Here is a 22,215-nt window from a genome sequence, read left to right on the forward strand (position 1 = left end):
GGTCACCCTCTGTGAGGAGGCCCTGGCTCGGGGGGCGTCCCGGACGGTGGAAATCCGGTCTTCGGCCGGGTACCGCAGCCGCTAACCTGAAGGCAACACACCCAGAACCGGCTAAGGAACACTCAGCGATGACAGCGGTAGACGGCGACCAGACGACGGGCGACACCTACGACGCCCGCGCCCTCCAGGACAAGTGGCAGGCGCGCTGGGCCGCCGAGCTTCCGTTCGAGGCCAACACGGACCCGGGCGACACCCGTCCCCGGTCCTACATCGTCGACATGTTCTCCTACCCCTCCGGTGACCTGCACATGGGCCACGCGGAGGCGTACGCCATCGGTGACGTGATCGGCCGCTACCGCTTCCAGCGCGGCGACAACGTCCTGCACCCGGTCGGCTGGGACTCCTTCGGCCTGCCCGCCGAGAACGCGGCCATCAAGAACAACGACCACCCCTACAAGTGGACGTACGCCAACATCGAGACGCAGGCCTCCTCGATGCGCCGCTACGGCCTGGCCCTGGACTGGTCGCACCGCCTGCACACCAGCGACCCCGAGTACTACAAGTGGAACCAGTGGCTGTTCACCCGCTTCTTCGAGCGGGGACTGGCCTACCGCAAGGACGGCCTGGTCAACTGGTGCCCGCAGGACCAGACCGTGCTCGCCAACGAGCAGGTCGTGCAGGGCAGGTGCGAGCGCTGCGGCGCCGACGTCGAGCGCCGCGCCCTCAACCAGTGGTACTTCAAGATCACGGACTACGCCCAGCGCCTGCTGGACGACATGGACCAGCTGGACAACGGCCGCTGGCCGGACGAGATCCTGGCCATGCAGCGCAACTGGATCGGCCGCTCCACCGGCGCCGACGTGCACTTCGAGATCGAGGGCCGCGACGAGCCGGTCACCGTCTACACGACCCGCCCGGACACCCTGTACGGCGCCACCTTCTTCGTGGTGGCGGCCGACGCCGACCTGGCCGAGGACCTGTGCGCGCCCGAGCGGCGCGAGGCCTTCGAGGCCTACCGCGCGGACGTCTCCAAGCTCTCCGACATCGAGCGCCAGACCACCGAGCGCCCCAAGACCGGCGTGTTCCTGGGCCGCTACGCGGTCAACCCGGTCAACGGCGAGCGCATGCCCGTCTGGGCCGCCGACTACGTGCTGGCCGGGTACGGCCACGGCGCCATCATGGCGGTGCCCGCGCACGACCAGCGGGACCTCGACTTCGCCCTCGCGTTCGACCTGCCCGTGCGGGTCGTGGTCGAGACCGGCGAGGCCGACCCCGCCGAGACCGGCGTGGCCACCGCGGGCGAGGGCGTCCTGCGCGACTCCGGCCCGCTGGACGGCCTGGCCAAGACCGAGGCCATCGAGCGCATCATCGGCATCCTGCGCGAGCGCGGCACCGGCGACGCCACGGTCAACTACCGCCTGCGCGACTGGCTGCTGTCCCGCCAGCGCTACTGGGGCACCCCGATCCCGATCGTCCACTGCCCCTCGTGCGGTGAGGTCGCCGTCCCCGACGAGCAGCTGCCGGTCACGCTCCCCGACCTCCAGGGCGCCGAGCTGGCCCCCAAGGGCATCTCCCCGCTGGCCGCCGCCAAGGAGTGGCTGCACGTGGACTGCCCGTCCTGCGGTGGTCCGGCCGAGCGCGACACCGACACCATGGACACCTTCGTGGACTCGTCCTGGTACTTCCTGCGCTACGTCTCCTCGCACCTGGACACGGCCCCCTTCGACACCGACGAGGTGAACAAGTGGGGTCCCGTCGACCACTACATCGGCGGTAAGGAGCACGCGACGCTGCACCTGATGTACGCGCGCTTCTTCACCAAGGTCCTGTACGACATGGGCATGCTCGGCTTCACCGAGCCCTTCCGCCGCCTCACCAACCAGGGCCAGGTCATCAACGAGGGCCGGGCGATGTCGAAGTCGCTGGGCAACGGGGTGGACCTGGGCAAGGAGATCGACGCCTACGGTGTGGACGCGGTCCGGCTGACCATGCTCTTCGCCTCCCCGCCCGAGGAGGACGTGGACTGGGCGGACGTGTCCGTGGTCGCCGCGCAGAAGTTCCTCAACCGCGCCTACCGCGTGATGAGCGAGGCCGGTGCGGCCAGTGCCCCCGGGGTCGACCCGGCCGCAGGCGACACCGAGCTGCGCCGCTTCACGCACCGTTCCATCGAGCAGATCACCGCGCTGGTCGAGGACAAGCGCTTCAACGTCGCCATCGCCCGTTGCATGGAGCTGGTGTCGGCCGCCCGCAAGGCGATCGACTCCGGCCCCGGCGCCGCTGACCCGGCCGTGCGCGAGGCCGCCGAGTTCGTGGCCGTCGCCCTGTCCCTGTTCGCGCCCTACATCGCGGAGGAGGGCTGGGAGAAGCTGGGCCGCAGCGGCTCGGTGGCCGTCGGCAACTGGCCCGAGGCCGACCCCGCTCTGCTGGTCCAGGAGTCCGTCGTCTGCGTGGTGCAGGTACAGAGCAAGGTCCGCGACAAGCTCTCGGTGTCCCCGGACATCGACCCCGCCGAGCTGGAGCGCCTGGCCCTGGCCTCGGAGAAGGCCCAGAGCTTCATCGGTGACAAGACCGTGCGCAAGGTGATCGTCCGCGCGCCCAAGCTGGTGAACATCGTCGTCGGGTGATCCGTCGCGCGGCGCGGTGGTCGCGGTGGCGACCACCGCCCCCTACCTTGGGCGTGACGACTGATGGGGAGGCGGTGTCCGGGTGGGCTCTGTGACGGGTGCTGGACCCCGACCGTGGGTGCGGGCGGCGATCGTGGTGGCGGGCACGGTGGTGGTCTCCGCCGCCGCCGTCGGTGGCGGTCTCTGGCTGGCCGGGGGCGACCCCGACCAACCCAGGGGCGGTGACGCGTACGCCGCGGCGCCCCCGTGCGGCGTGGTTCCCGAGGACGCGATCGCCCAGGCGCTGCCCGGGGCGGTCCTGGAGTCGGACGGCGGCGGGCCCCTGGCGGGCGGGGACGGCACCGCGTGCGTGTGGACCACGGCCGGGCTCGGCGGCGACGAGCAGGGGGTCCTGCGGGTGGACCTGTCCGCGCGCTTCACCGACGCCTCCGCCGAGCCGACCGTGACCGGAGACGAGTCCGCCGCCCTGGCCCAGGCCGCCCTGGTCCCGCCACGCGGCGACACCGTGGTCCTGGGGTCCGGAACCGAGGCCGAGGTCTGGCGCGGCCAGGTCCCCGGCACCGCCGAACTCGCCTTCCACAGTGACAACCTGCTGGTCCGCGTCTCCTACAGCGCGGTGGACGCCGACGACCCCGTGTCCTTCGACCGCGCGGAGGAGACCGTCGTGGCCTTCGCCGGTCAGCTGGGGGAGGCCCTGTGACCGGCCCGTATCCCGGACCCCAGCCCTTCGGCCAGCCCGAGGACCCCGGTGCCGCACCGCCGCAGAGCCGGGGCCTGGCCGTGACCCTGCTCGTCGTCCTGATCGTGGCCGTGCTCGCCCTCGCCGGCTGGCTCGCCTGGTACCTGCTGGGCAACGGCGTGGAACAGGGCGCGTTCGAGGCCGCGCCCGAGTGCGGGATCGGTGAGACCGAGGCCCTCGAAGAGCTCGTTCCCGGGTACGAGAGCGAGATCGAGGAGACCGTCGGTACCGTGCAGGACGCCTTCGGGACGGGGTGGCAGTGCCGCTGGGCCACCCCCGAGGGGGCGGGCGAGTCCGTGCCCTCCGCCGCCACCCTCGTCCTGGTCGCCGCCCCGGTCGAGGGCGGTCCGGAGACCGCCGCCGACACCCTGCGCTCCACGGCGGGCGCGAACGACGCCCAGCCGGTGGACGGCCTGGGGGACGAGGCCCTCACCTGGGTCGAGGAGGGCGCGTTCCAGGTGGGCTGCGTGGGCGTGCGGGTCTCCAACCTGTACGTGGAGTCCTGCTACACCGCCGCCACCGACTACGACGCGGTCGGGTCCGTGGAGGGCGCGGACGCGGCCGAGGACGCCGAACTCCTCGCCCGCGCCGTCGTCGAGCAGCTGCCCGACCCCGAGGCCGACTAGGACGTGTTCCGCGGGCGCTCTCGCCGGTGACGGCGGAGCCGCCAGCGATGCGCGAGGCAGCCTGGCGACGCGAACGCTGAATGCTCCGGGAACACGGCCGCCCGGCTGTGCGCGCCGTCGCGGCGCGTGGTCAGCGGTCCACCCAGTCCGGCAACCACGCGTCGTCAGGGGTCCGTGGCCCGGAGATGCGCAGGTGGTCGCGTAACGCGGTCAGCACCGGGTGCCGGTCCCCGGTCCGGAAGAGCAGCATGTGCGGGTAGACCGGGGTCGGCCCGTGCAGCGGGACGCGTCGCAGGTCGTGGCCCCGGGGCCACAGGTACCGGTCCCCGCCGCCCACGAGGGTGGCCAGCGAGTCCGATTCGGCCAGCGCGTCCATCAGGGCCTCGTCACCGAAGTGGGGGCCGAGCGCGTCGATGCTCAGACCGAAGGCCTCGGACAGGGACCGGTAGAACTCCGCCCACTCCGTACCCGGGCTGATCCCGGGGATCCAGACACGGTGGCCGACCAGGTCCGAGGGCCGGGCCCGGGCCGCGTTCGCCAACGGGTGGCCGGGCCCGACCAGAAGCTCCAGAGGCGCGTCCAGGAGGCGTTCGGCGCTGATCCCGGCCGGAACCCGGTCCGTCGACAGGGCACGGAAGGACGCGTCGACGGTGCCATCGAGCACGGCCCGCGTGGCCTGGGCCGCGTTCTCGTCGCCCAGGGTGACCGTGTCCAGGCTCATCCCGGGGCGGGACCGGTAGAACCGGTAGACGGCCTGGGCCGGAGCGATGCGCCGGTTGAGGACGTCGACGCGCAGGGGCCGGACACCGGGGCGGACGGCCCGCTCGGCCTGCGCGACGGCGGCCAGGACCTTCCTGGCGTGCGGCAGGAGGACCTGCCCGTCCAGGCTCAGCCGGGACCCCCGGGGAGTTCGGACCAGCAGCGAGACCCCGAGGCGCCCCTCCAGGGACGCGATCCGTTTGGAGACCGCCTGCTGGCTGATCCCGAGCTCGCCCGCCGCCGCCTGGAACTGGCCGACCTCCGCGACGGACACGAACGTGCGCAGCGCTTCGACATCCACGGCTTCAGCCTACGTTCACAACCATCGGTTGTGTCAGGCCGGTCGTGAGTTGTTTGACCGTGCCCGCTCCGGGTGCTGGGATCGCCGTATGCCCACTCCATCAGACCAGGTCCTGTATGTCCGGACACCCGAGTTCGCGCGCTTCGCGGAGCGCGTCGCGGAGGTGACCGACGCGACCTCCCGTCTCAACGTGCTGCCCTTCAGCGACGGCGAAGGCCGTGCGGAACTACTCTCGGTTGTGTTCGGTGGCCCGCTGCCGGACTCGGTGACCGTCTATCCGCCCTTCTTCACCGAGTACGGGCTGAACACGACGTTCGGGGAGAACGTCTTCGTCAACCAGGGGTGCACGTTCATGGACAGGGGCGGGATCCGCATCGGGGACCGCGTCATGATCGCCCCGAAGGTCAGCCTCATCACCGGAGGGCACCCGCTGTCCCTCGCGGAGCGCCGCGAGTACATCTCCAACGCCCCGATCGTCATCGAGGACGACGTCTGGATCGGGGCGTCCGCCCAGATCATGGAGGGAGTGACCGTCGGTCACGGCTCGGTGGTCGCCGCCGGCGCCGTGGTCACCCGTGACGTACCCGCCCGCACCCTGGTCGCGGGGGTCCCCGCACGGGTGGTCAGGACGATCGACTGAGTCGGTCGGGTCGCTGGCCGGGGCCCGTCCCGGTGACTCGCCGGGGCGGGCGGTGGCCGTTCCCCGGGGGGCCGTAGCCGGGCTCCGCTACCAGAGGCCGTCGAGGAACCGCTCCAGCGCAGGGGTGACGTCGGGGGAGAACGCGCGGTCCGCGTCGAGGGCCGCGGCCCCCGGGGTGTCGTCGTACTCGCGCAGGATGTGGTCGACCCCGGCCAGGTCGACCCGCTGGGCGCCGTCCAGACCGGTCATGAGCCGGTCGATCTCCTCCTCGTTGACCTGGGCGTCCCGGTCGCCCCACAGGACCAGCACCGGTGTGTCCCCGGGCAGCTCCTCGGCCAGCTCGACCGGGTCGAAGGAGTCGATCCAGGCGAGGTAGTCGGCGCCGTTCGCGTCGAACAGCCCGGTGGCGTCGGTCTCGGGCATCTCCGATCCCGAGCGCACCGCGGCCCGCCCCGCCCGCAGGTCGGAGAGCATCTTCGCGGCGGTCACCTCACCGACACCGCCCTGGGCCTCGGCGGTGCGGACCTGCTCGGACACCTGGCGGTCGATGAGGTCGAGCATCCGGGTGCCGGGAGGAGCGGCCAGCACCAGCGCCGGTTCGGCGTCGAGGACCTCATGGGCGCGCAGAGCGTACAGGGCGCCCTCGCTGTGACCGAGGATGACGGTGCGTTCGGGGTCCACCTCGGGCTGGGCGACCAGCTCCGCGTAGGCGGCGGCCATCTGCTGCTCGAAGACCAGGGGGTCGACCGGTCGGTCGAAGGCCTCCTCCTCGGCCTCGGTCAGGTCGGCAGGGTCGGCGCTGCCGAACTTGTCGTAGCGCAGGGACGCCGCACCGGCTCCGGTCAGCACGCGGGCGAGGTTCAGGTTGGTGTTGGCCTCGGGGCGTCCGTAGCCGTTGCCGTCCCGGTCGGTGGGGCCGCTACCGGAGATGATGAGCACCCCGGGGACGGTGCCCCCGTCGTTCGCGGGGGCGGTGAAGGTGCCGGGCACCGTGAAGCCGCCGCCCTCGAAGGAGACCTCGCGCTCCTGCCCGGGGGAGCCGGGCAGGGCGGGCCCGTCGCCGTCGCTGGGCGCGCAGGCGGAGACCAGCAGGGTCCCGGCGGCCAGGATCGCGGCCAGGAGGGTGCGGGTCGGGGCAGGGGACACGGGGGCGGAGACAGGTGTCGACACGCCCTCAGCGTATCGGCCCGCCCACCGCCCCCGGCTCGGGGATCCGCGCTCAGACCCTGCGCATGACCGTGACGACCTTGCCGAGGATGGTGGCCTCGTCGCCCTGGATCGGCTCGTAGGCGTCGTTGCGCGGCATCAGCCACACGTGGCCGTCCGGCTCGCGGCGCAGCACCTTGACGGTCGCCTCGTCGTCCAGCATCGCCGCGACGATGTCACCGTTCTCGGCGGTCTGCTGCTGACGGACCACCACCAGGTCGCCGTCGGTGATCGCGGCGTCGATCATGGAGTCGCCCACCACGGTGAGCATGAACAGACGGCCCTCACCGACCAGCTGGCGCGGCAGTGCCAGGACGTCCTCCACGGCCTCCTCGGCGAGGATCGGGCCACCGGCCGCGATCCGGCCGACCAGCGGGACCGAGGCGGCCCGGGTGGAGTCGGCGGTGAGCTCCTCCTGGGTGAGGGTCTGGGAGGCCTCCCGGCCGGGGGTGCGCAGCTCCACGGCGCGCGGCCGGTTCTGGTCCCGGTGCAGGTACCCCTTGCGCTGGAGCACCTTCAGCTGGTGCGCCACGCTGGAGGGGCTGGACAGGCCGACCGTGTCACCGATCTCCCGGATGGACGGCGGGTAACCCCGTTCCCGGACGTACCTCTGGATGCAGTTGAGGACACTCTGCTGGCGTGCGGTGAGTTTGGGGGTGTCGGGCACGGACGCGCCCGGATCGCCGACGGGCGAAAGAACGGTGGTGGGTCCGGAGCCGACGGCTCCGGGGTTCTCCTCCGGCACGGCCGGGCCTCCTCGGTGTTCGGTTCGGTCAGGGCCTGCGTGTGTGGCCGGTCACCGGCCACGCGGACCGGACGGCGAAGCCGGTGTGAAATCAAGGTCAACTTTAGTCGTTGCACACGGTGATATCAAACAAGCGTTCGAGAGCCTGTGGGCGGGATCGCGGAGGGATTTCCCTTTGTGTTTTCGGGAGCCGATTTCCGGTGGTCGCACTTATGTGTGTACACGCGCGCCGCGGCCGTTGTCCGTGGAATGCGCGATCCGGTATGGGGTTCGTCTCGCCGTGCCCCGCCGCCACTCCGTGGCCTCGGGAGGGAGCGGAATTCGGTCGGCGGTTCGGTGTGGCGGGCGTCGGGCCGCGCGTCCGCGCCCCCTTATCCTGGGATTCGGCTTCCTCGGCCGCACCCCCCGTTTCCACCTCCTCGAACCCCGTTCCTCGGCCGCCCCGGTTCCCGGATTGGGGACACGCCGTGGGCAGGGTTGCGGGCGTCCGCCCCAGCGCCTAGGTTCGACCACAACATCTGGTGTTGACACGGGGGCCGTAGTCAATAAGTTGTGGTTAAGTAGACTCCTAGGGTTGTTGGTCGGGTACAGGAAAGCCAGGTGAACCGGGATGCACTGTCCGTTCTGCCGTCATCCGGACACCAGGGTGATCGACAGCAGGTCCACCGACGACGGCGCGGCCATCCGGCGCCGCCGGACCTGCCCCGTCTGTGAACGCCGCTTCACCACGCAGGAGACCGTCCTGCTGATGGTCGCCAAGCGGTCCGGGGTCACCGAACCCTTCAGCCGCACCAAGATCATCGCCGGGGTGCGCCGCGCCTGCCAGGGCCGTCCCGTCTCCGAGGACGCCCTCGCCAAGCTCGGCCAGCAGGTCGAGGAGGAGATCCGGGGCCGCGGCGTGGCCGAGGTGCCCGCCCACGAGATCGGCCTGGCCATCCTGGGCCCCATGCGCGACCTGGACGAGGTCGCCTACCTGCACTTCGCCAGCGTCTACCGCGGGTTCGAGAGCCTCGCCGACTTCGAGGCCGAGATCGCCAGCCTGCGGGAGGACCGCGAGGGCCAGACGGAGCCCGCGGTCGACACCACCGGGTAGGACCCGGTACGCCACCGCGAGGTGGGCGGAAGCACGGCGGACACCGTACTCCGCACCACCCCGAACACACATGAACGTCCGCGCGGTCACCGCCGGGTCCGCGCATGACCTTCGGGGGAGACACTGCCATGGCGCGAAAGACGAGCGGTACGGCCCAGCGCGGGGGCAAGGGCCTGAGCTTCGCCCGGGTCAACACCACCGAGGGCGTCCATCCCTACGACACCCTCGAATGGGAACTCCGCGACGTCGTCATGACCAACTGGCGCGACGGCACCGTCAACTTCGAGCAGCGCGGCGTCGAGTTCCCCTCCTCCTGGTCGGTGAACGCCACCCAGATCGTGGCGAGCAGGTACTTCCGCGGTGCCGTGGGCACGCCGGAGCGCGAGTGGAGCCTCAAGCAGCTCATCGACCGCGTCGTCGGCGTCTACGCGAGCACCGGCCGCGAGCACGGCTACTTCGCCTCCGACCAGGACGCCGAGGTCTTCGACCACGAACTCAAGTACGCCCTGGCCCACCAGCTGTTCAGCTTCAACTCGCCGGTCTGGTTCAACGTCGGCACCTCCTCGAAGGCCCAGGTCTCCGCGTGCTTCATCCTGTCCGTGGACGACACGATGGAGTCGATCCTGGACTGGTACAAGGAGGAGGGGCTGATCTTCAAGGGCGGCTCCGGCGCGGGGGTGAACCTGTCGCGCATCCGCTCCAGCAAGGAGCTGCTGTCCTCCGGGGGCTCGGCCTCGGGCCCGGTCTCCTTCATGCGGGGGGCGGACGCCTCCGCCGGGACCATCAAGTCCGGCGGTGCCACCCGCCGGGCCGCCAAGATGGTGGTGCTCGACGTGGACCACCCCGACATCGAGGAGTTCGTCGAGACCAAGTCCCGTGAGGAGCACAAGATCCGCGCCCTGCGCGACGCGGGCTTCGACGTGGACCTGGGCGGCGACGACATGTTCAGCGTCCAGTACCAGAACGCCAACAACTCCGTCCGCGTGTCCGACGCGTTCATGCGCGCCGTGGAGACCGGCTCCGAGTTCGGCCTGACCTCCCGCACCACGGGTGACGTCGTCGCCACGGTCGACGCGAAGGAGCTCTTCCACCGGATGGCCCGCGCCGCGTGGGAGTGCGCCGACCCGGGCATCCAGTACGACGGCACCATCCAGGACTGGCACACCAACCCCGAGAGCGGCCGCATCAGCGCGAGCAACCCGTGCAGTGAGTACCTCAGTCTGGACGACTCGTCCTGCAACCTGGCCTCGGTCAACCTGCTCAAGTTCCTGCGCGAGGACGACACGTTCGACGTCGAGGGGTTCACCAGCCTCGTCGAACTGGTGATCACGGCGATGGACGTCTCCATCACCTTCGCGGACTTCCCCACGGAGTGGATCGGTGAGACCACCCGCGCCTACCGGCAGCTGGGGATCGGCTACGCCAACCTGGGCGCCCTGCTCATGGCCACCGGCCACGCCTACGACTCCGAGGGCGGGCGGGCCGTGGCCGCCTCGATCACCTCGTTGATGACCGCCGCCGCCTACCGCCGCAGCGCCGAACTGGCCGGTGTGGTCGGACCCTACGAGGGATACGCGCGCAACGAGAAGGCGCACGAACGCGTGATGCGCAAGCACTCGGCCGCCAACGACGACCTGCGCACCGTCGGGACCCTGGAGGAGCCCGTCCACGCGGCCGCCACCCAGGAGTGGGCCCGCTGCCTGGAGACCGGTGGACGCCACGGCTGGCGCAACGCCCAGGCCAGCCTCCTGGCCCCCACCGGGACCATCGGGTTCATGATGGACTGTGACACGACCGGGATCGAGCCGGACTTCTCGCTGGTCAAGTACAAGAAACTGGTCGGCGGCGGGTCCATGCGGATCGTCAACCAGGCCATCCCCCGGGCGCTGCGAAACCTGGGGTACCAGGACGAGCAGATCGAGCCGATCGTCGACCACGTGGCCGAGCACGGGCACGTGGTGGACGCCCCCGGGCTGCGCCGGGAGCACTACGAGGTGTTCGACTGCGCCATGGGGCGCCGGTACATCCAGCCCATGGGGCACGTGCGCATGATGGCGGCCACCCAGCCGTTCCTGTCGGGGGCGATCTCCAAGACGGTGAACGTGCCGGAGGCGGCGACGGTCACCGACTTCGAGGAGATCTACTACGAGGGCTGGCGCCTCGGGCTCAAGGCCCTGGCCGTCTACCGGGACAACTGCAAGGTGGGCCAGCCCCTGTCCACCTCGGGGGCGGCCGGGGAGACCGTGGAGGCGCCGAAGCCCGTGCGGCGGCGCCTGCCCAAGAAGCGGCCGAGCGAGACCACCTCGTTCTCGGTGGGCGGGGCCGAGGGCTACATCACCGCGGGCTCCTACCCCGACAGCGGGCTCGGGGAGGTGTTCCTCAAGCTCGGCAAGCAGGGCTCCACCCTGGCCGGGGTGATGGACGCCTTCTCCATCGCGGTCTCCATCGCCCTCCAGTACGGGGTTCCGCTGGAGACCTACGTCGAGAAGTTCACCAACATGCGGTTCGACCCGGCGGGCATGACGGACGATCCGGACATCCGTATGGCGCAGTCGGTGGTGGACTACATCTTCCGCCGCCTCGCCCTGGACCACCTGCCCTACGAGGAGCGGGCCGCCCTGGGAGTGCTCTCCGCCTCGGAGCGTGAGGCCCGGGTCCACGGCGAGGACCCGGTCCAGGCGGCCGTCCAGGTGGAGTCGTACGCGCAGTCGGCGGCCCCGACCGAGGCACCGGCCGCGCGGGAGGGCCACCCCAGCGAGAACTTCTCGGAGGGGTTCATGGCCGACGCGCCCCTGTGCACCACCTGCGGGACCAGGATGCGCCCGTCCGGCAGCTGCTACGCCTGCGAGGGCTGCGGCGCCACAAGCGGCTGCAGCTGAACCGGGCGCACCGCCCCGGGACGCCGGTCCCGGGGCGTGGTCCACACCTGTGGTTGGCGGGGGAGGCGAGCGGGTAACCCTTGGAACCCCGGCGGAAGGTGGTTCCCATGCTGATAGCCGCGATCCTGCGGGCGAAGGGCCCGGAGGTGGTGAGCGTCGCCCCCGAGGAGACCGTCGCCCGGCTGCTCACCGAACTCGCCCGGCACAACATCGGTGCCGTCGTCGTCGCGGAGGGCGAAACCTTCGTCGGGATCGTCTCCGAGCGCGACGTCGTCCGTCACCTGGAGCGCCGGGGCCCCGAGGTCCTGTCCGCCCCCGTCTCCGACATCATGACCGCCGACGTGGTCACCTGCACCCCCGAGGACACCGTCGAGGAGGTCAGCGAACGCATGACCGTGCGCCGGTTCCGGCACGTCCCGGTGACCTCGCAGGGACGGCTGGCCGGGATCGTCAGTATCGGTGACCTGGTCAAGAGCCGCCTCCGGGTGCTGGAGGACGACCGCGCCCAGCTGGAGGCCTACATCCACGGCCGCTAGGCCTCCGAACGGTCGCCGGAGGCCACGGCGACAGCGGCGGTCGCCGCGGTCACCCCCAGGACGGCGGGCCACGAACCGACCTTCCTGGCCAGCGGGTGCGAGAGGCCGAAGGCGGCCACGTACACGCCGGTCAGCGCGATGGCGGTGCCCAGGCCGGAGCTGCGGCGCGTGGTCTCGAAGGCCGCGGCGCCGAACCCGGCCAGGACCGCGCCGCCGAGGGGCCGGTTTCCGGTGGCGCGCGCCACGGAGTAGCCGCCGATCAGCCCGGCGGTGGTCAGGACGGCACTGGGTACTGCGGGCATGGAGGGCTCCCCGTTCCGGGTGTTTCGGTCATGACGAGGCTAGTCCCAGCCCACGGAGGTGCGCCATGCGGCGCGCGAGGGTCACCGTGCGGCTGACACCGCGTCACGCTCGGGACACGACCCATGGGTTTCGGCTGGCCGTCGTGCCAAGCTAGGGGCTGACCACTACCGGTTTGTCCCGCGATGAACCCGCTCCGACCTGGAACCAGATCGCGGTACGCGACGTCGAAGCCGATAGTTCCCGACGTTCCGCCACAAGGAAGTGCATGCCTATGTCGTTCGCGCAAACGGTGCGCGGCGCGGCTGGCGCGGTCGCCCAGGGGGGCGACCCGCGTCAGGCCGTGACCGACGCAGTCCAACAGGCCGCGGGCCAGGTGACCGGTCAGCGGTCCGGTCAGAGTTCGGAGGGCGGCCTCGATCCCCGGGACTTCGTCGCGGCACGTGAGCAGGGCGCCTCCGTCGACACCCGGATCGAGCAGAAGACCACCTCGCTCAGCAACGCGGGCGAGGCCCTCAACCGCAGTTACTACGAGCGCGGCCAGGGCGGTCCCGTCCACGTCATCTGCCCGATGGTGATCCCCCGGGGACGCACCTTCGTCACGATGCTCCCCGCGATCGCCCTGGTCGTCATCGGTGTCATCGGGTTCTCGACCGCCGCCGCCACGGCCGCGGTCACCGGTGCCAACCCCCTGCTCAACCCCTTCTTCGGCGTCCACTACTGGATCATCACCGCGGCCGTCACCGGCTTCATGTGGTGGCGCCAGGGCATGGTCATGGTTCCCGAGGGCTGCCAGGCCATCGTGACCCGCTTCGGCAAGATGGAGAACCTCTACCAGCCGGGCAGGGTCACCCTGTTCAACCCCTGGAAGCGCGTCTCCTACATCGTCAACACCACACGCGAGTACCCGTTCAACGCCCCGATCCGCTCGGCACCCACCAAGAGCGGCGTCCAGGCCTCGGTCGACCTGTTCGTGCAGTTCAAGATCGAGAACGCCACCGACTTCGTCTACACCCTGGGTGGCGTCCCCGGCTTCCAGGAGAAGCTCAACAACGCCATCAGTGAGACCACCCGCAGCCTCATCTACGAGCAGGAGGCCTCGGCGATCTACGACATGGTCGGGGAGAGCACCCAGGCCCTGCTGGACGCCCTCAACCGCCAGTTCGGCGGAATCGTGGTTCTGACGAGCGCCAACATCACCCATGCCGAGCCCTCCAGCCAGGAGTACCGGATGGACCTGGCGGCGCCCGAGATGGTCCGGGTGGCCAAGGACGCCTACACCTTCGAGTACGAGCTCCAGCTGCGCAAGGAGCAGAACGAGGGTGACCTGAACAAGGAGCTCGCCACCCTCAACGAGACGCTCTCCGCGATCCAGGCCGACATCGCCCAGTACCAGGCGCAGATGGACACCGCCCTGGAGCGCGAGACCAACCGGGCCCGCGCCACGGCCCGGCAGCGCTTCGTGGAGGCCGAGTCCGAGGCCAACGCCAACGCCGCGCTCCTTCAGGCCCAGGCACTGGACATCCGCGCGGTCAGCGCCGCCGAGGCCCCCGAGATCCTCAACTACCGCTTCCGGGAGAACCTCCTGGACAAGCTGGAGTCGGTCGCGGACAGCCTCCCGCAGGTGCTGCGGATCGGTTCCGGTGACGGCGCCAGCGTCGACTACCTGCGGATCGCCCAGGAGATCATCGGGCAGACCGACGCCGCCCTGTTCTCCGACGAGGACATGGCCGCGATCCGTGAGCGTCTGGGCGCCATCAACGCCCGCATCACCGAGCGCCAGCAGGAGATCAGCGCCATCGTCGAGGACGAGGCGGACGAGCGCCGCCGCCCCTCGGCCGAGGACCCCGGAGAGGACCTGGTGGAGGAGATCCGCCAGTCGGTGAGCGACGGCGCCATCGACGAGCGCATCTCCGAGTCCGCCGCCGACGGGCCCGAGCCCTCCGCGGCACCGTTCCAGAACCCGCAGGACCCGCCGCTGCCCCCGTGGTCGCAGGGCGGTTCCGAGGGTCAGCACCCGGGAGGTCAGTAGATGAGTGAGCCCTTCAACCCGGGCGGCGGCTCCAACATCAAGGAGTCCCTGGCCTCGTGGAGCGACCTCGCGGGTCTGCTGCGCGGCGGTGACCAGGGCGCCATCGTCCCCGTGGTCATACCGCGCGACAACCGCGGCCTGCGCTGGACCATCCTGGTCTGGTTCGGCCTGTTCGCGATCTGCTCCGCCCTGATGATGTCGCTGCACGTCGCCTTCGGCGGCGCCGTGGCCGGCCTCGCCTACGGCACCCTGGCCGTGCCCACCCTGTTCGTCGGCATCCTCAGCGTGCTCGCCGCCGGTCTGTGGTGGTGGCGCGGCGCGATCGTGGAGATCGAGGAGGGCACCACCGGCATCCTCACCAAGTACGGCGCGTTCGCCAAGAGCATCGGACCGGGCCGCCACTACCTGTGGCACCCGTGGTCGCGCGTGGACTTCGTGGTGGACACCCGCACGGAGATCCCCTACACGGCCCCGGTGCTGGCCTGCCCCACCCGGGAGAACGTGCCGCTGAAGTCGATCGAGTTCTTCCTGAAGTTCCGGATCGAGGAGCCGTACCGGTTCGTCACCTCGATCGGCGCGAGCAACTTCGACCTGGTGCTGTCGAGCGCGGTACAGGACGCCATCCGCCAGCGCAGCCGCATGGTCAACACCGAGTCCGCCTACGACCTGCGCGGCTCCAACGTCGAGGACATGCGCAGCCTGCTCAACGCCCAGCTACACAAGTACGGCGTGACCATCACCGGCTGCAACATCCCGGACGTGCAGCTGCCCAGCCAGTACCAGCAGCACCTGGCCACCCGGGAGCGGGTCGCCAAGGAACTGGTCGCCTACGAGCAGGAGTGGGAGCTCACGCGCAAGCGCCGCATCGACACCCTGCTCATGGACATCGAGCGCTCCAAGAAGACCCGCGACGCCAAGATCGTCGAGGTCAACGCCTCCCTCAACAAGGCGCGCAAGGACGTGGCGCAGATGCTGGAGGAGCAGGAGACCGAGGCCCAGCGGGTGCGGTACGAGATCGAGACGCGCGGCCGGGCCGACCTGGTCGCCGCCGAGAACGAGGCCAAGGCGCAGCACCGGCTGGCCACCGCCTACCGCGACAACCGGGCGGTGCTGGAGTACGAGCTGGCCCGCCGCCGCCTGGACGTGGGCGCCGCGCTGGCCGAGCGGGCACCGCGCCCGGTCGTGGTCCAGACGGAGGGCGGCTCCGGTGACGGCTCGGCGCTGTCCACGCTGCTCACCGCCCAGCTGCTGCCCCAGGTGCTCAACAACGGGGGCGGTTCCTCCCGTTCTCTGGGCGCCCCGTCCGCGCAGGACGTCTTCGACGGCGTGCAGGGTTCGGTGGCGGCCGCCGCCGGACGCCAGCAGCAGATGGCCGAGGAGTACCAGAGCCAGCAGGACACCGCGATGCGTCAGCAGTTCGAGCGCGGTGAGGGGTACGGAGGCGGTCGCGGGAAGCGCTGATCCCCGCTGGCCGACCGTACGCGACGGCGGAACGTGAGGGGCCCCGTCACCCACCTGGAGTCCAGGGGGTGGCGGGGCCCTCGCGTGTGTACCGGGGGAGTGCGGGCTCAGCTCGCCGTGGTCAGGGCCGAGTACCCGGCGATGTCGATCCCGTGCCGTGCGGCGATCTCCACCAGGTCCTCGACCTCACCGGCCTGGGCGACGGCCAGGTCGTCGTCGCCGACGGCGTGGGCGCGGCGCAGCGCGGTGAGGGAGTCGTGCAGACGCAGGTGAAGGGTGAGCGCGAACTCGCGCATGGTTCCTCTTCTCGGGTAGCGAGACTGCCGTGGGGGAGAACCGTGAGGGTGTCTCCCGGGGGACGCACCCATGTCTACACGTCGAGGGTGAGAGCCAGGTTGGAGCGGGACAGCGCCGAGTAAAGAGGGGGTCCGCTCCGCTCTAGTGGTCCACCCAGACGTACCAGTCGCCGGAGACGTGCTCGTAGATCCGCGATCCCTGGCCTGGCACGAAGACCCCCACCGGGATCTCCTCGGTGCTGTACGCCAGCCCGGCGGGCTGGAGGAGCCCGGCCTTCTCCACCTCGTAGTGGGTGACGTCGCCGGTCACCGACACGCTGCGCAGGGCGTACAGGCCGGTCCACTCCCCGTTGCGGGGGATGGTCGTGGGGTCGGCCACCGCGTCGCGCAGTTCGAGGAGCTGTTCGGAGGAGGCCTGCACGCGGGTCTGGAGGGGCACGTCCGCGACGGCCAGGCCCAGGGCCACGAACGCGATGAGCGGGGCGGAGATCCACCGCAGCCAGTAGTGCCGGATCATCGGACGGGCCACCGCCAGCGCGATCCCCAGGCGGAGCGCGCCCATCCCGGCCAGGAGCAGGCCGCCGCCGAGGCCGACCACGAACGTGGGCAGGTGCCCGGCGGGCATGCTGTCCTCGAAGAGCAGGACGAGTCCGATCACCGCGCACGCGGGGATGTAGAGGCGGCCGGGCGGACGGGAGGCCCAGCTGATCAGTCGCTGGCCCGGCGTCGGCTTCTCGGCGATCTCGATCAGCTTGGCCACGGACCCGTCAGGGTTCGGGCCGGAAGCTGAGGCGGACATGGCGTTCCTTCCATCGAATCCGGGTCACGGCGACGCGGGCCCGATGGGCGGCCGAGGGGCGCGAACGGGCCGCGTCACAGTCGATTCGGCCGACGCGGTGCGGCCTGCTCCACAGGATAGAGCAGAGGCGGGGCGTGTTCGGGGCGACGGGGCGAAATGGCGGGAGCTTTCCCCCGGGCCATGGAGCGGGCCCGGAGCCGGACGGGCCGGGACCCACGAAGGCGGGGTGAGAGGACCAGGTAGTCCCACGACCACCGTCCCCCGCCGACAGCCATCAGGACGCACACGGCCGTGACCAGCGCGGTCGCCCCCCAGGAGCCGAACGGGGACGGGTCGGCGGCCGTCGTGGTCAGTGTTCCGACCACGGCCGACAGGGCCAGGAGCGGGCCGGTCAGCCATGTGAGCAGACCCACGGCGAAGGACACGGCGAGCGCGACCAGCAGCGCCGGGACGACCGGGGCGACGAGCCCGGCCGCGGGCATCCCGGAGTCGGACAGCCGGTCCGCGACCAGGTCCACCCGGCCGCGCAGGGCCAGCCCGTACTCCGCGAACACCCAGCCCACCCCCACCCGGGTGGCCGCGGCGATGACGTCGTAGAGGCGGCCGTGCAGGAACGGCGGCGCGGACCGGCGCTTCGGGGCGGCGCGGGCCGGGAGGCGCGGTGGGGGTACGGGCCGTGTTCTCGGCCTGGTGTGCTGCATGTCCATTCCTCCCGGCGGCCCGGCACGGCGGTTCCAACAAGCGGAAACTACCGAACGTCACACCCCATGACTGGGTGTGACGCTCGGTGAGTCGCGCAAAACCCGCCGGATCGGCCGCCGCGAGACCGGGCGGACCGGCTGGAGGGCGCCGCCCGGGTCCCGGCCGATCACCCCGGTCGTCGTCGAACCGGCCCGGAAGGTCACCGGACCGCCCTAGGGTTGTGGCGTGCCGACGACGACTCCCCCGAAGAACAGCCCCTCCCCGAAGAGCGATCCGCCGCCCGCTCCGACCTCCGAGGTCGAGGACGAACTCCGCGCCTCCGGCGCACGGGTGGTGGCCGGTGTGGACGAGGTGGGCCGAGGCGCCTGGGCCGGGCCCCTCCTGGTCTGCGCCGCGATCCCCGGAGAGGGCGAGCCCCCCGCCGGTCTCACCGACTCCAAACGCCTGACCCCCAAACGGCGCCGCGAGCTCGCCGCGCAGATCGAACCCTGGGTGGCCGACCACGCCTTCGGCTGGTCCGAGGCGACCGAGATCGACGAGGTCGGCATGACCGAGGCCCTGCACCGGGCCGCCCGCCGGGCCCTCGACGCGCTGGAGCCCCGCCCCGACGCCGTGATCCTGGACGGGCGCCACGACTTCATCGGTCGGCCCTGGCGCGTGCGCACCCAGGTCAAGGGCGACCTCACCTGCGTGAGCGTGGCCGCCGCCGCGATCCTGGCCAAGGTGCGCCGCGACGCCTTCATGGCCGAGCTGGCCGAGGAGCACCCCGGCTACGGATTCGAGAGGGCGGCGGGGTACCCCTCGCCCACGCACCGCACGACCCTGGCCGAGCACGGCCCCACCCCCCAGCACCGCATGAGCTGGTCCTACCTCGACGACCTGCCCCGATGGAGCCACCTGCGCCGGGTGCGCCCCGCTCTCGGCGGCCAGATCCCGCTGCTCTGATCCGTGCCGGGGCGGCCCGCGACACGCCGCCCCGCACTGGACATCCGGCCCCACTTGGGGCAAGGCTGTTCCTGGACCGTGCCCGCCGAGCACGGGCCCAGAGGAAGACGACCTGGCCCACGGCCGGATCGCGGGTGTCGGCCCCCTCCGACCCCGGCCCACCCCGGGCCGACCACGCGACCCCCACGCAGGAAGGGGCTACGGATGACGCGCGAGACGCTCTCCACCGCCGCCGCGCAGCCGGACCGCGCCTCGGGACTGGACCGCCTACGCGCCGCCTACCACCGGGTTCCGCTCGGGCGCCGCCTGGTGGCGGCCCTGGTCGTGCTCACGGTGGCCGCCGTCGTGGCCTTCGTCCTGAGCCTGCCCGTGCTCAACGTCCTGCTCGGCACGCTGCTGGCGCTGGTGGCGTTCTCGGCCCTGATGCGCTCCCTCGACGCCCTCCTCACCGTCGTGGTCTCGGTGGTCTGGCTGGCCATCGCCGTGCCGCTGTTCCAGATCCCCCTCACCGGCGAGCCCGTCACCCTGCTGGTCCTGCCACTGCCCCTCCTGGTGGTCCTCGCGGCGGGTCGCGCCCGGGAGTTCCCCGCCTGGCACACCGCCCTGCTCTCGCTCACCGCCGGGCTGGTCGCCGGGTTCTCCGTGGCACTGTTCGGCATGATCGTCGAACCCTTCCCCGCCGGAGCGGGGATCGCCGCCCTCTACGTCGCCGCGGGAGCCTGCCTGCTCTGGCGGCTGGTCGCCTCCGGACAGGTGGCCAAGGAGAGCCGGGAGAACGACGAGAAGCGGAGGAACAGCACCTCCAGATCCGGGCCGGGGCCACGGGACACCCAGGCACCCCGGGGGAACACCTCCGGGAAGCCGGGCCGGAACGGCACCCCCGGCGGTCCCGACGGCCAGGCGGGCGCCCAGGGCCTGCGCGGCCGGGGCTCCGACTCCCCGCGCCGTGGCGCGGCCGCCGCCGACGGTGCCGACGGGGAGGAGGAGCCCGTCCCCGTGGACGTGGCGCTGGCCGAGCTGGAGGGCATGATCGGCCTCGACCCCGTGAAACAGCAGGTCCGGGGGATCGCCGCCTCCATCGAGGCCGCCCGGCTGCGCGCCGACGCCGGACTGTCCGTGGAACGCCCCCTGCGCCACCTGGTCTTCTCCGGGCCGCCCGGCACCGGCAAGACCAGCGTCGCCCGCACCCTCGCCACGATCTTCCACTCCTTCGGCCTCCTGCCCACCTCCCGGGTGGTCGAGGCCCAGCGCGCCGACCTCGTGGGCGAGTACCTCGGCGCCACCGCCATCAAGACCAACGAGCTCATCGACAGCGCCCTGGGCGGGGTGCTGTTCGTCGACGAGGCCTACTCCCTGGTCAACGAGGGCGACGGCCAGGCCGACCGGTTCGGCAACGAGGCCGTCCAGACGCTGCTCAAGCGGGCCGAGGACGACCGCGACCAGCTGGTCGTCATCCTGGCCGGGTACGAGAAGGAGATGGACGCCTTCCTGGCCACCAACCCCGGCCTGGCCTCCAGGTTCTCCACCCGCATCAGCTTCCCCAGCTACTCCTCCGCCGAACTGTTCCGCATCGCGGAGACCCTCGTGGCCCAGCGCGGCGACCTCCTCGACCCCGACGCCGCCCGCACGCTCCGGCGGCGGTTCGACCAGACCGTGCAGCGCGAGGCCGTCGACGAGCTCGGCAACGGCCGCTTCGCCCGCTCCATGGTGGAGAAGGCCTCCCAGGCCCGGGACGTCCGTGTCGTCACCTCCGGGGCCAGCGGCGACGAACCCGCCCCCCGCCCCACCGCCGACGCCCTGGTCACCGTGCACGCGGCGGACGTCGAGTCCGCCTACTCCGAGCTGACCTCGCGTCTTCCGGGGTTCGGGGAGTCCCCCGGCCTGGAGGAGGCGATGGCCGAACTCGACGGGATGATCGGCCTGGAACCGGTCAAGGAGCAGGTGCGCTCTCTGGTCGCCCAGCTGCGCGTGGCCCGCCTGCGCGAGGAGCAGGGACTGCCCCACCAGCCGCCCATGCGGCACTTCGTCTTCACCGGCCCGCCCGGCACCGGCAAGACCACGGTCGCGCGCGTGCTCGGCCGGGTCTTCTCCGCCCTGGGCATGTTGGGCCGCTCCGAGGTGGTGGAGGCCCAGCGCGCCGACCTCGTCGGTGAGCACCTGGGCGCGACCGCGGTCAAGACCAACCGCCTGGTGGACCGCGCCCTGGGCGGGGTGCTGTTCATCGACGAGGCCTACTCCCTGGTCAACCCGGGGTACAGCGGCGGCGACGCCTTCGGTGCCGAGGCCATCCAGACCCTGCTCAAGCGGGCCGAGGACGACCGCGACCGGCTGGCGGTGGTGTTGGCGGGCTACACGGACGAGATGGACCGGTTCCTGGCCTCCAACGCCGGGCTGTCCTCCCGGTTCAACGTGCGGGTCCGGTTCCCGTCCTACAGCCCGGACGAGCTGTCCGAGATCGCGGACACGGTGGCCGCGCGCACCGGGGACGCCTTCGACGACACGGCCCGCGAGGACCTGCACAGTATCTTCACCCACGTCTGCGAGACCGGGTGGATCGACGAACTGGGCAACGGACGCTTCGCGCGGTCCCTCTACGAACGGGCCTGCTCCCACCGTGACCTGCGGGTCTCCCAGGAGGTGGGGGAGTCGGCCACCGCCGCCGAGCTGACCGTGGTCACCAGCGAGGACGTACGCAGGGCCTACTCCGACGCGACCCAGCAGAGCTAGGGAATCCCGGACCCCGCCCTGCTACTGTCCAGTACATGACCGCTGCACCCACATCCTCCGAGTCCCCCGTCAGGCAGGCGCTGATCCTCGCTGGAGGACAGGCCACCCGGCTGCGGCCCTACACCGACACCCGCCCCAAGGCGATGGTGGAGGTGGCCGGACGGCCCATCATCGACTACCAGCTGGAGTGGCTGGCCTCGCACGGAGTCGAGCAGGTCGTCGTCTCGTGCGGCTACAAGGCCGAGGTCCTGCGCGAGCACCTGGAGAACCGGCCGGACGGCCCCGAGATCACCCTGCTGGTCGAGGACGAGCCGCTGGGCCGGGGCGGCGCCCTGCGCTACGCCGCGACCGGGCTCCGCGACCCCGGGGCCCCGTACTTCGCCCTCAACGGCGACGTGCTCACCTGGTTCCCGCTGGACGAACTCACCCGGCGCCACCGTGCCAGGGGCGGCCTCGGGACCCTGGCCCTGGCCCAGTTCCGCACCACGTGGGGCATCGTCGACGTCGACGGCGACGACCGGATCGAGGGCTTCACCCAGAGCCCGCTGCTGCCGGTGTGGATCAACGCGGGCGTCTACCTGTTCGAGCCGGGCCTGACGCCGCTGCTGCCGACCAAGGGTGACCACGAGTCCTCGACCTTCCCCGACCTGGCCAAGGAGGGGAAGCTGACGGCCTACCGGATCGACGGTTTCTGGCGCGGTGTGGACACCGCGAAGGACGTCAAGGAGGCGGGCACGGAGATCGAGGCCATGCGCGGGACCGAGGGCTGAGCGCCCGCCCGACCGGAATCGCGGGGTGACGGGGC

At 71.5% G+C, this 22,215-nt stretch carries 19 protein-coding genes; 12 read left to right on the forward strand and 7 right to left on the reverse strand.

The annotated features are described in order from the left end of the window. The first annotated feature begins 128 nt into the window (after positions 1 to 128). The 3 genes from leuS (at position 129) to AC0VYM_RS07745 (ending at position 3,989) form a co-directional block, all read left to right on the forward strand. Positions 129 to 2,624, forward strand: coding sequence for a leucine--tRNA ligase (gene leuS, locus AC0VYM_RS07735; protein WP_475460539.1), 2,496 nt, complete (start codon positions 129 to 131; stop codon positions 2,622 to 2,624). Between the two features lie 91 nt (positions 2,625 to 2,715). Further along, positions 2,716 to 3,324: a hypothetical protein gene (locus tag AC0VYM_RS07740; RefSeq protein WP_475460541.1), complete on the forward strand. Its 609-nt coding sequence runs from the start codon at positions 2,716 to 2,718 to the stop codon at positions 3,322 to 3,324. Continuing rightward, on the forward strand, positions 3,321 to 3,989 hold the full coding sequence (locus AC0VYM_RS07745; protein WP_475460543.1) for a hypothetical protein: 669 nt from the start codon (positions 3,321 to 3,323) through the stop codon (positions 3,987 to 3,989). Before AC0VYM_RS07740 ends, AC0VYM_RS07745 begins: the two co-directional genes overlap by 4 nt. Before the next feature lie 130 nt (positions 3,990 to 4,119). Here AC0VYM_RS07745 and AC0VYM_RS07750 read toward each other — a convergent pair whose 3' ends face one another. After that, positions 4,120 to 5,049, reverse strand: coding sequence for a LysR family transcriptional regulator (locus AC0VYM_RS07750; RefSeq protein WP_475460545.1), 930 nt, complete (start codon positions 5,047 to 5,049; stop codon positions 4,120 to 4,122). Positions 5,050 to 5,137: 88 nt separating this feature from the next. On the opposite strand from AC0VYM_RS07750, the gene AC0VYM_RS07755 reads away from it, so the two are divergent. Beyond that, complete coding sequence (locus AC0VYM_RS07755) at positions 5,138 to 5,689, forward strand: sugar O-acetyltransferase (protein ID WP_475460547.1); 552 nt, start codon at positions 5,138 to 5,140, stop codon at positions 5,687 to 5,689. Between the two features lie 87 nt (positions 5,690 to 5,776). Here the strand turns inward: AC0VYM_RS07755 and AC0VYM_RS07760 are convergent, their stop codons facing one another. Beyond that, on the reverse strand, positions 5,777 to 6,859 hold the full coding sequence (locus AC0VYM_RS07760; protein ID WP_475460549.1) for an alpha/beta hydrolase family protein: 1,083 nt from the start codon (positions 6,857 to 6,859) through the stop codon (positions 5,777 to 5,779). 49 nt (positions 6,860 to 6,908) lie between these two features. After that, a complete protein-coding gene (gene lexA / locus AC0VYM_RS07765) occupies positions 6,909 to 7,562 on the reverse strand; it encodes a transcriptional repressor LexA (RefSeq protein WP_475462967.1) in 654 nt (217 codons plus the stop codon). Between the two features lie 688 nt (positions 7,563 to 8,250). On the opposite strand from lexA, the gene nrdR reads away from it, so the two are divergent. From nrdR to AC0VYM_RS07780, 3 genes are all read left to right on the forward strand, one after another. After that, on the forward strand, positions 8,251 to 8,733 hold the full coding sequence (nrdR, locus tag AC0VYM_RS07770) for a transcriptional regulator NrdR (RefSeq protein ID WP_475460550.1): 483 nt from the start codon (positions 8,251 to 8,253) through the stop codon (positions 8,731 to 8,733). 128 nt (positions 8,734 to 8,861) lie between these two features. After that, positions 8,862 to 11,612: a vitamin B12-dependent ribonucleotide reductase gene (locus tag AC0VYM_RS07775; RefSeq protein ID WP_475460552.1), complete on the forward strand. Its 2,751-nt coding sequence runs from the start codon at positions 8,862 to 8,864 to the stop codon at positions 11,610 to 11,612. A 107-nt stretch (positions 11,613 to 11,719) separates the two neighbouring features. After that, the gene (locus AC0VYM_RS07780) at positions 11,720 to 12,148 is read left to right on the forward strand and encodes a CBS domain-containing protein (protein WP_475460554.1); all 429 of its coding nucleotides are present in this window, start codon (positions 11,720 to 11,722) and stop codon (positions 12,146 to 12,148) included. Here AC0VYM_RS07780 and AC0VYM_RS07785 read toward each other — a convergent pair. Further along, positions 12,145 to 12,450: a hypothetical protein gene (locus AC0VYM_RS07785; RefSeq protein WP_475460556.1), complete on the reverse strand. Its 306-nt coding sequence runs from the start codon at positions 12,448 to 12,450 to the stop codon at positions 12,145 to 12,147. The two genes, AC0VYM_RS07780 and AC0VYM_RS07785, sit on opposite strands and share 4 nt — an antisense overlap. Positions 12,451 to 12,722: 272 nt before the next feature. Here AC0VYM_RS07785 and AC0VYM_RS07790 point away from each other — a divergent pair, with 272 nt between their 5' ends. Together AC0VYM_RS07790 and AC0VYM_RS07795 are read left to right on the forward strand one after the other, a co-directional pair. Continuing rightward, positions 12,723 to 14,480 (forward strand): SPFH domain-containing protein, encoded by a 1,758-nt coding sequence (locus AC0VYM_RS07790; RefSeq protein WP_475460558.1) that lies wholly within the window; start codon positions 12,723 to 12,725, stop codon positions 14,478 to 14,480. Further along, positions 14,481 to 15,941, forward strand: coding sequence for an SPFH domain-containing protein (locus AC0VYM_RS07795; RefSeq protein ID WP_475460560.1), 1,461 nt, complete (start codon positions 14,481 to 14,483; stop codon positions 15,939 to 15,941). It begins immediately after the preceding gene. Between the two features lie 107 nt (positions 15,942 to 16,048). Here AC0VYM_RS07795 and AC0VYM_RS07800 read toward each other — a convergent pair whose 3' ends face one another. From AC0VYM_RS07800 to AC0VYM_RS07810, 3 genes are all read right to left on the reverse strand, one after another. After that, positions 16,049 to 16,237: a hypothetical protein gene (locus AC0VYM_RS07800; protein ID WP_475460562.1), complete on the reverse strand. Its 189-nt coding sequence runs from the start codon at positions 16,235 to 16,237 to the stop codon at positions 16,049 to 16,051. 142 nt (positions 16,238 to 16,379) lie between these two features. Next, on the reverse strand, positions 16,380 to 17,036 hold the full coding sequence (locus tag AC0VYM_RS07805; RefSeq protein ID WP_475460564.1) for a hypothetical protein: 657 nt from the start codon (positions 17,034 to 17,036) through the stop codon (positions 16,380 to 16,382). Between the two features lie 74 nt (positions 17,037 to 17,110). Then, positions 17,111 to 17,737 (reverse strand): DoxX family protein, encoded by a 627-nt coding sequence (locus AC0VYM_RS07810; RefSeq protein WP_475460566.1) that lies wholly within the window; start codon positions 17,735 to 17,737, stop codon positions 17,111 to 17,113. 226 nt (positions 17,738 to 17,963) lie between these two features. On the opposite strand from AC0VYM_RS07810, the gene AC0VYM_RS07815 reads away from it, so the two are divergent. The 3 genes from AC0VYM_RS07815 to AC0VYM_RS07825 all read left to right on the forward strand — a co-directional run bounded on the left by AC0VYM_RS07815 (position 17,964) and on the right by AC0VYM_RS07825 (position 22,180). Continuing rightward, positions 17,964 to 18,683 carry a ribonuclease HII gene (locus AC0VYM_RS07815; protein WP_475460568.1) on the forward strand — a complete coding sequence of 240 codons (720 nt, stop codon included), beginning with the start codon at positions 17,964 to 17,966 and terminating at the stop codon, positions 18,681 to 18,683. 204 nt (positions 18,684 to 18,887) lie between these two features. Continuing rightward, on the forward strand, positions 18,888 to 21,410 hold the full coding sequence (locus tag AC0VYM_RS07820) for an AAA family ATPase (RefSeq protein WP_475460570.1): 2,523 nt from the start codon (positions 18,888 to 18,890) through the stop codon (positions 21,408 to 21,410). Positions 21,411 to 21,445: 35 nt separating this feature from the next. Next, positions 21,446 to 22,180, forward strand: a complete 735-nt coding sequence (locus AC0VYM_RS07825; RefSeq protein WP_475460572.1) for a nucleotidyltransferase family protein — start codon at positions 21,446 to 21,448, stop codon at positions 22,178 to 22,180. Positions 22,181 to 22,215 lie beyond the last annotated feature (35 nt).

Source organism: Nocardiopsis sp. iso_237 (assembly GCF_056173345.1).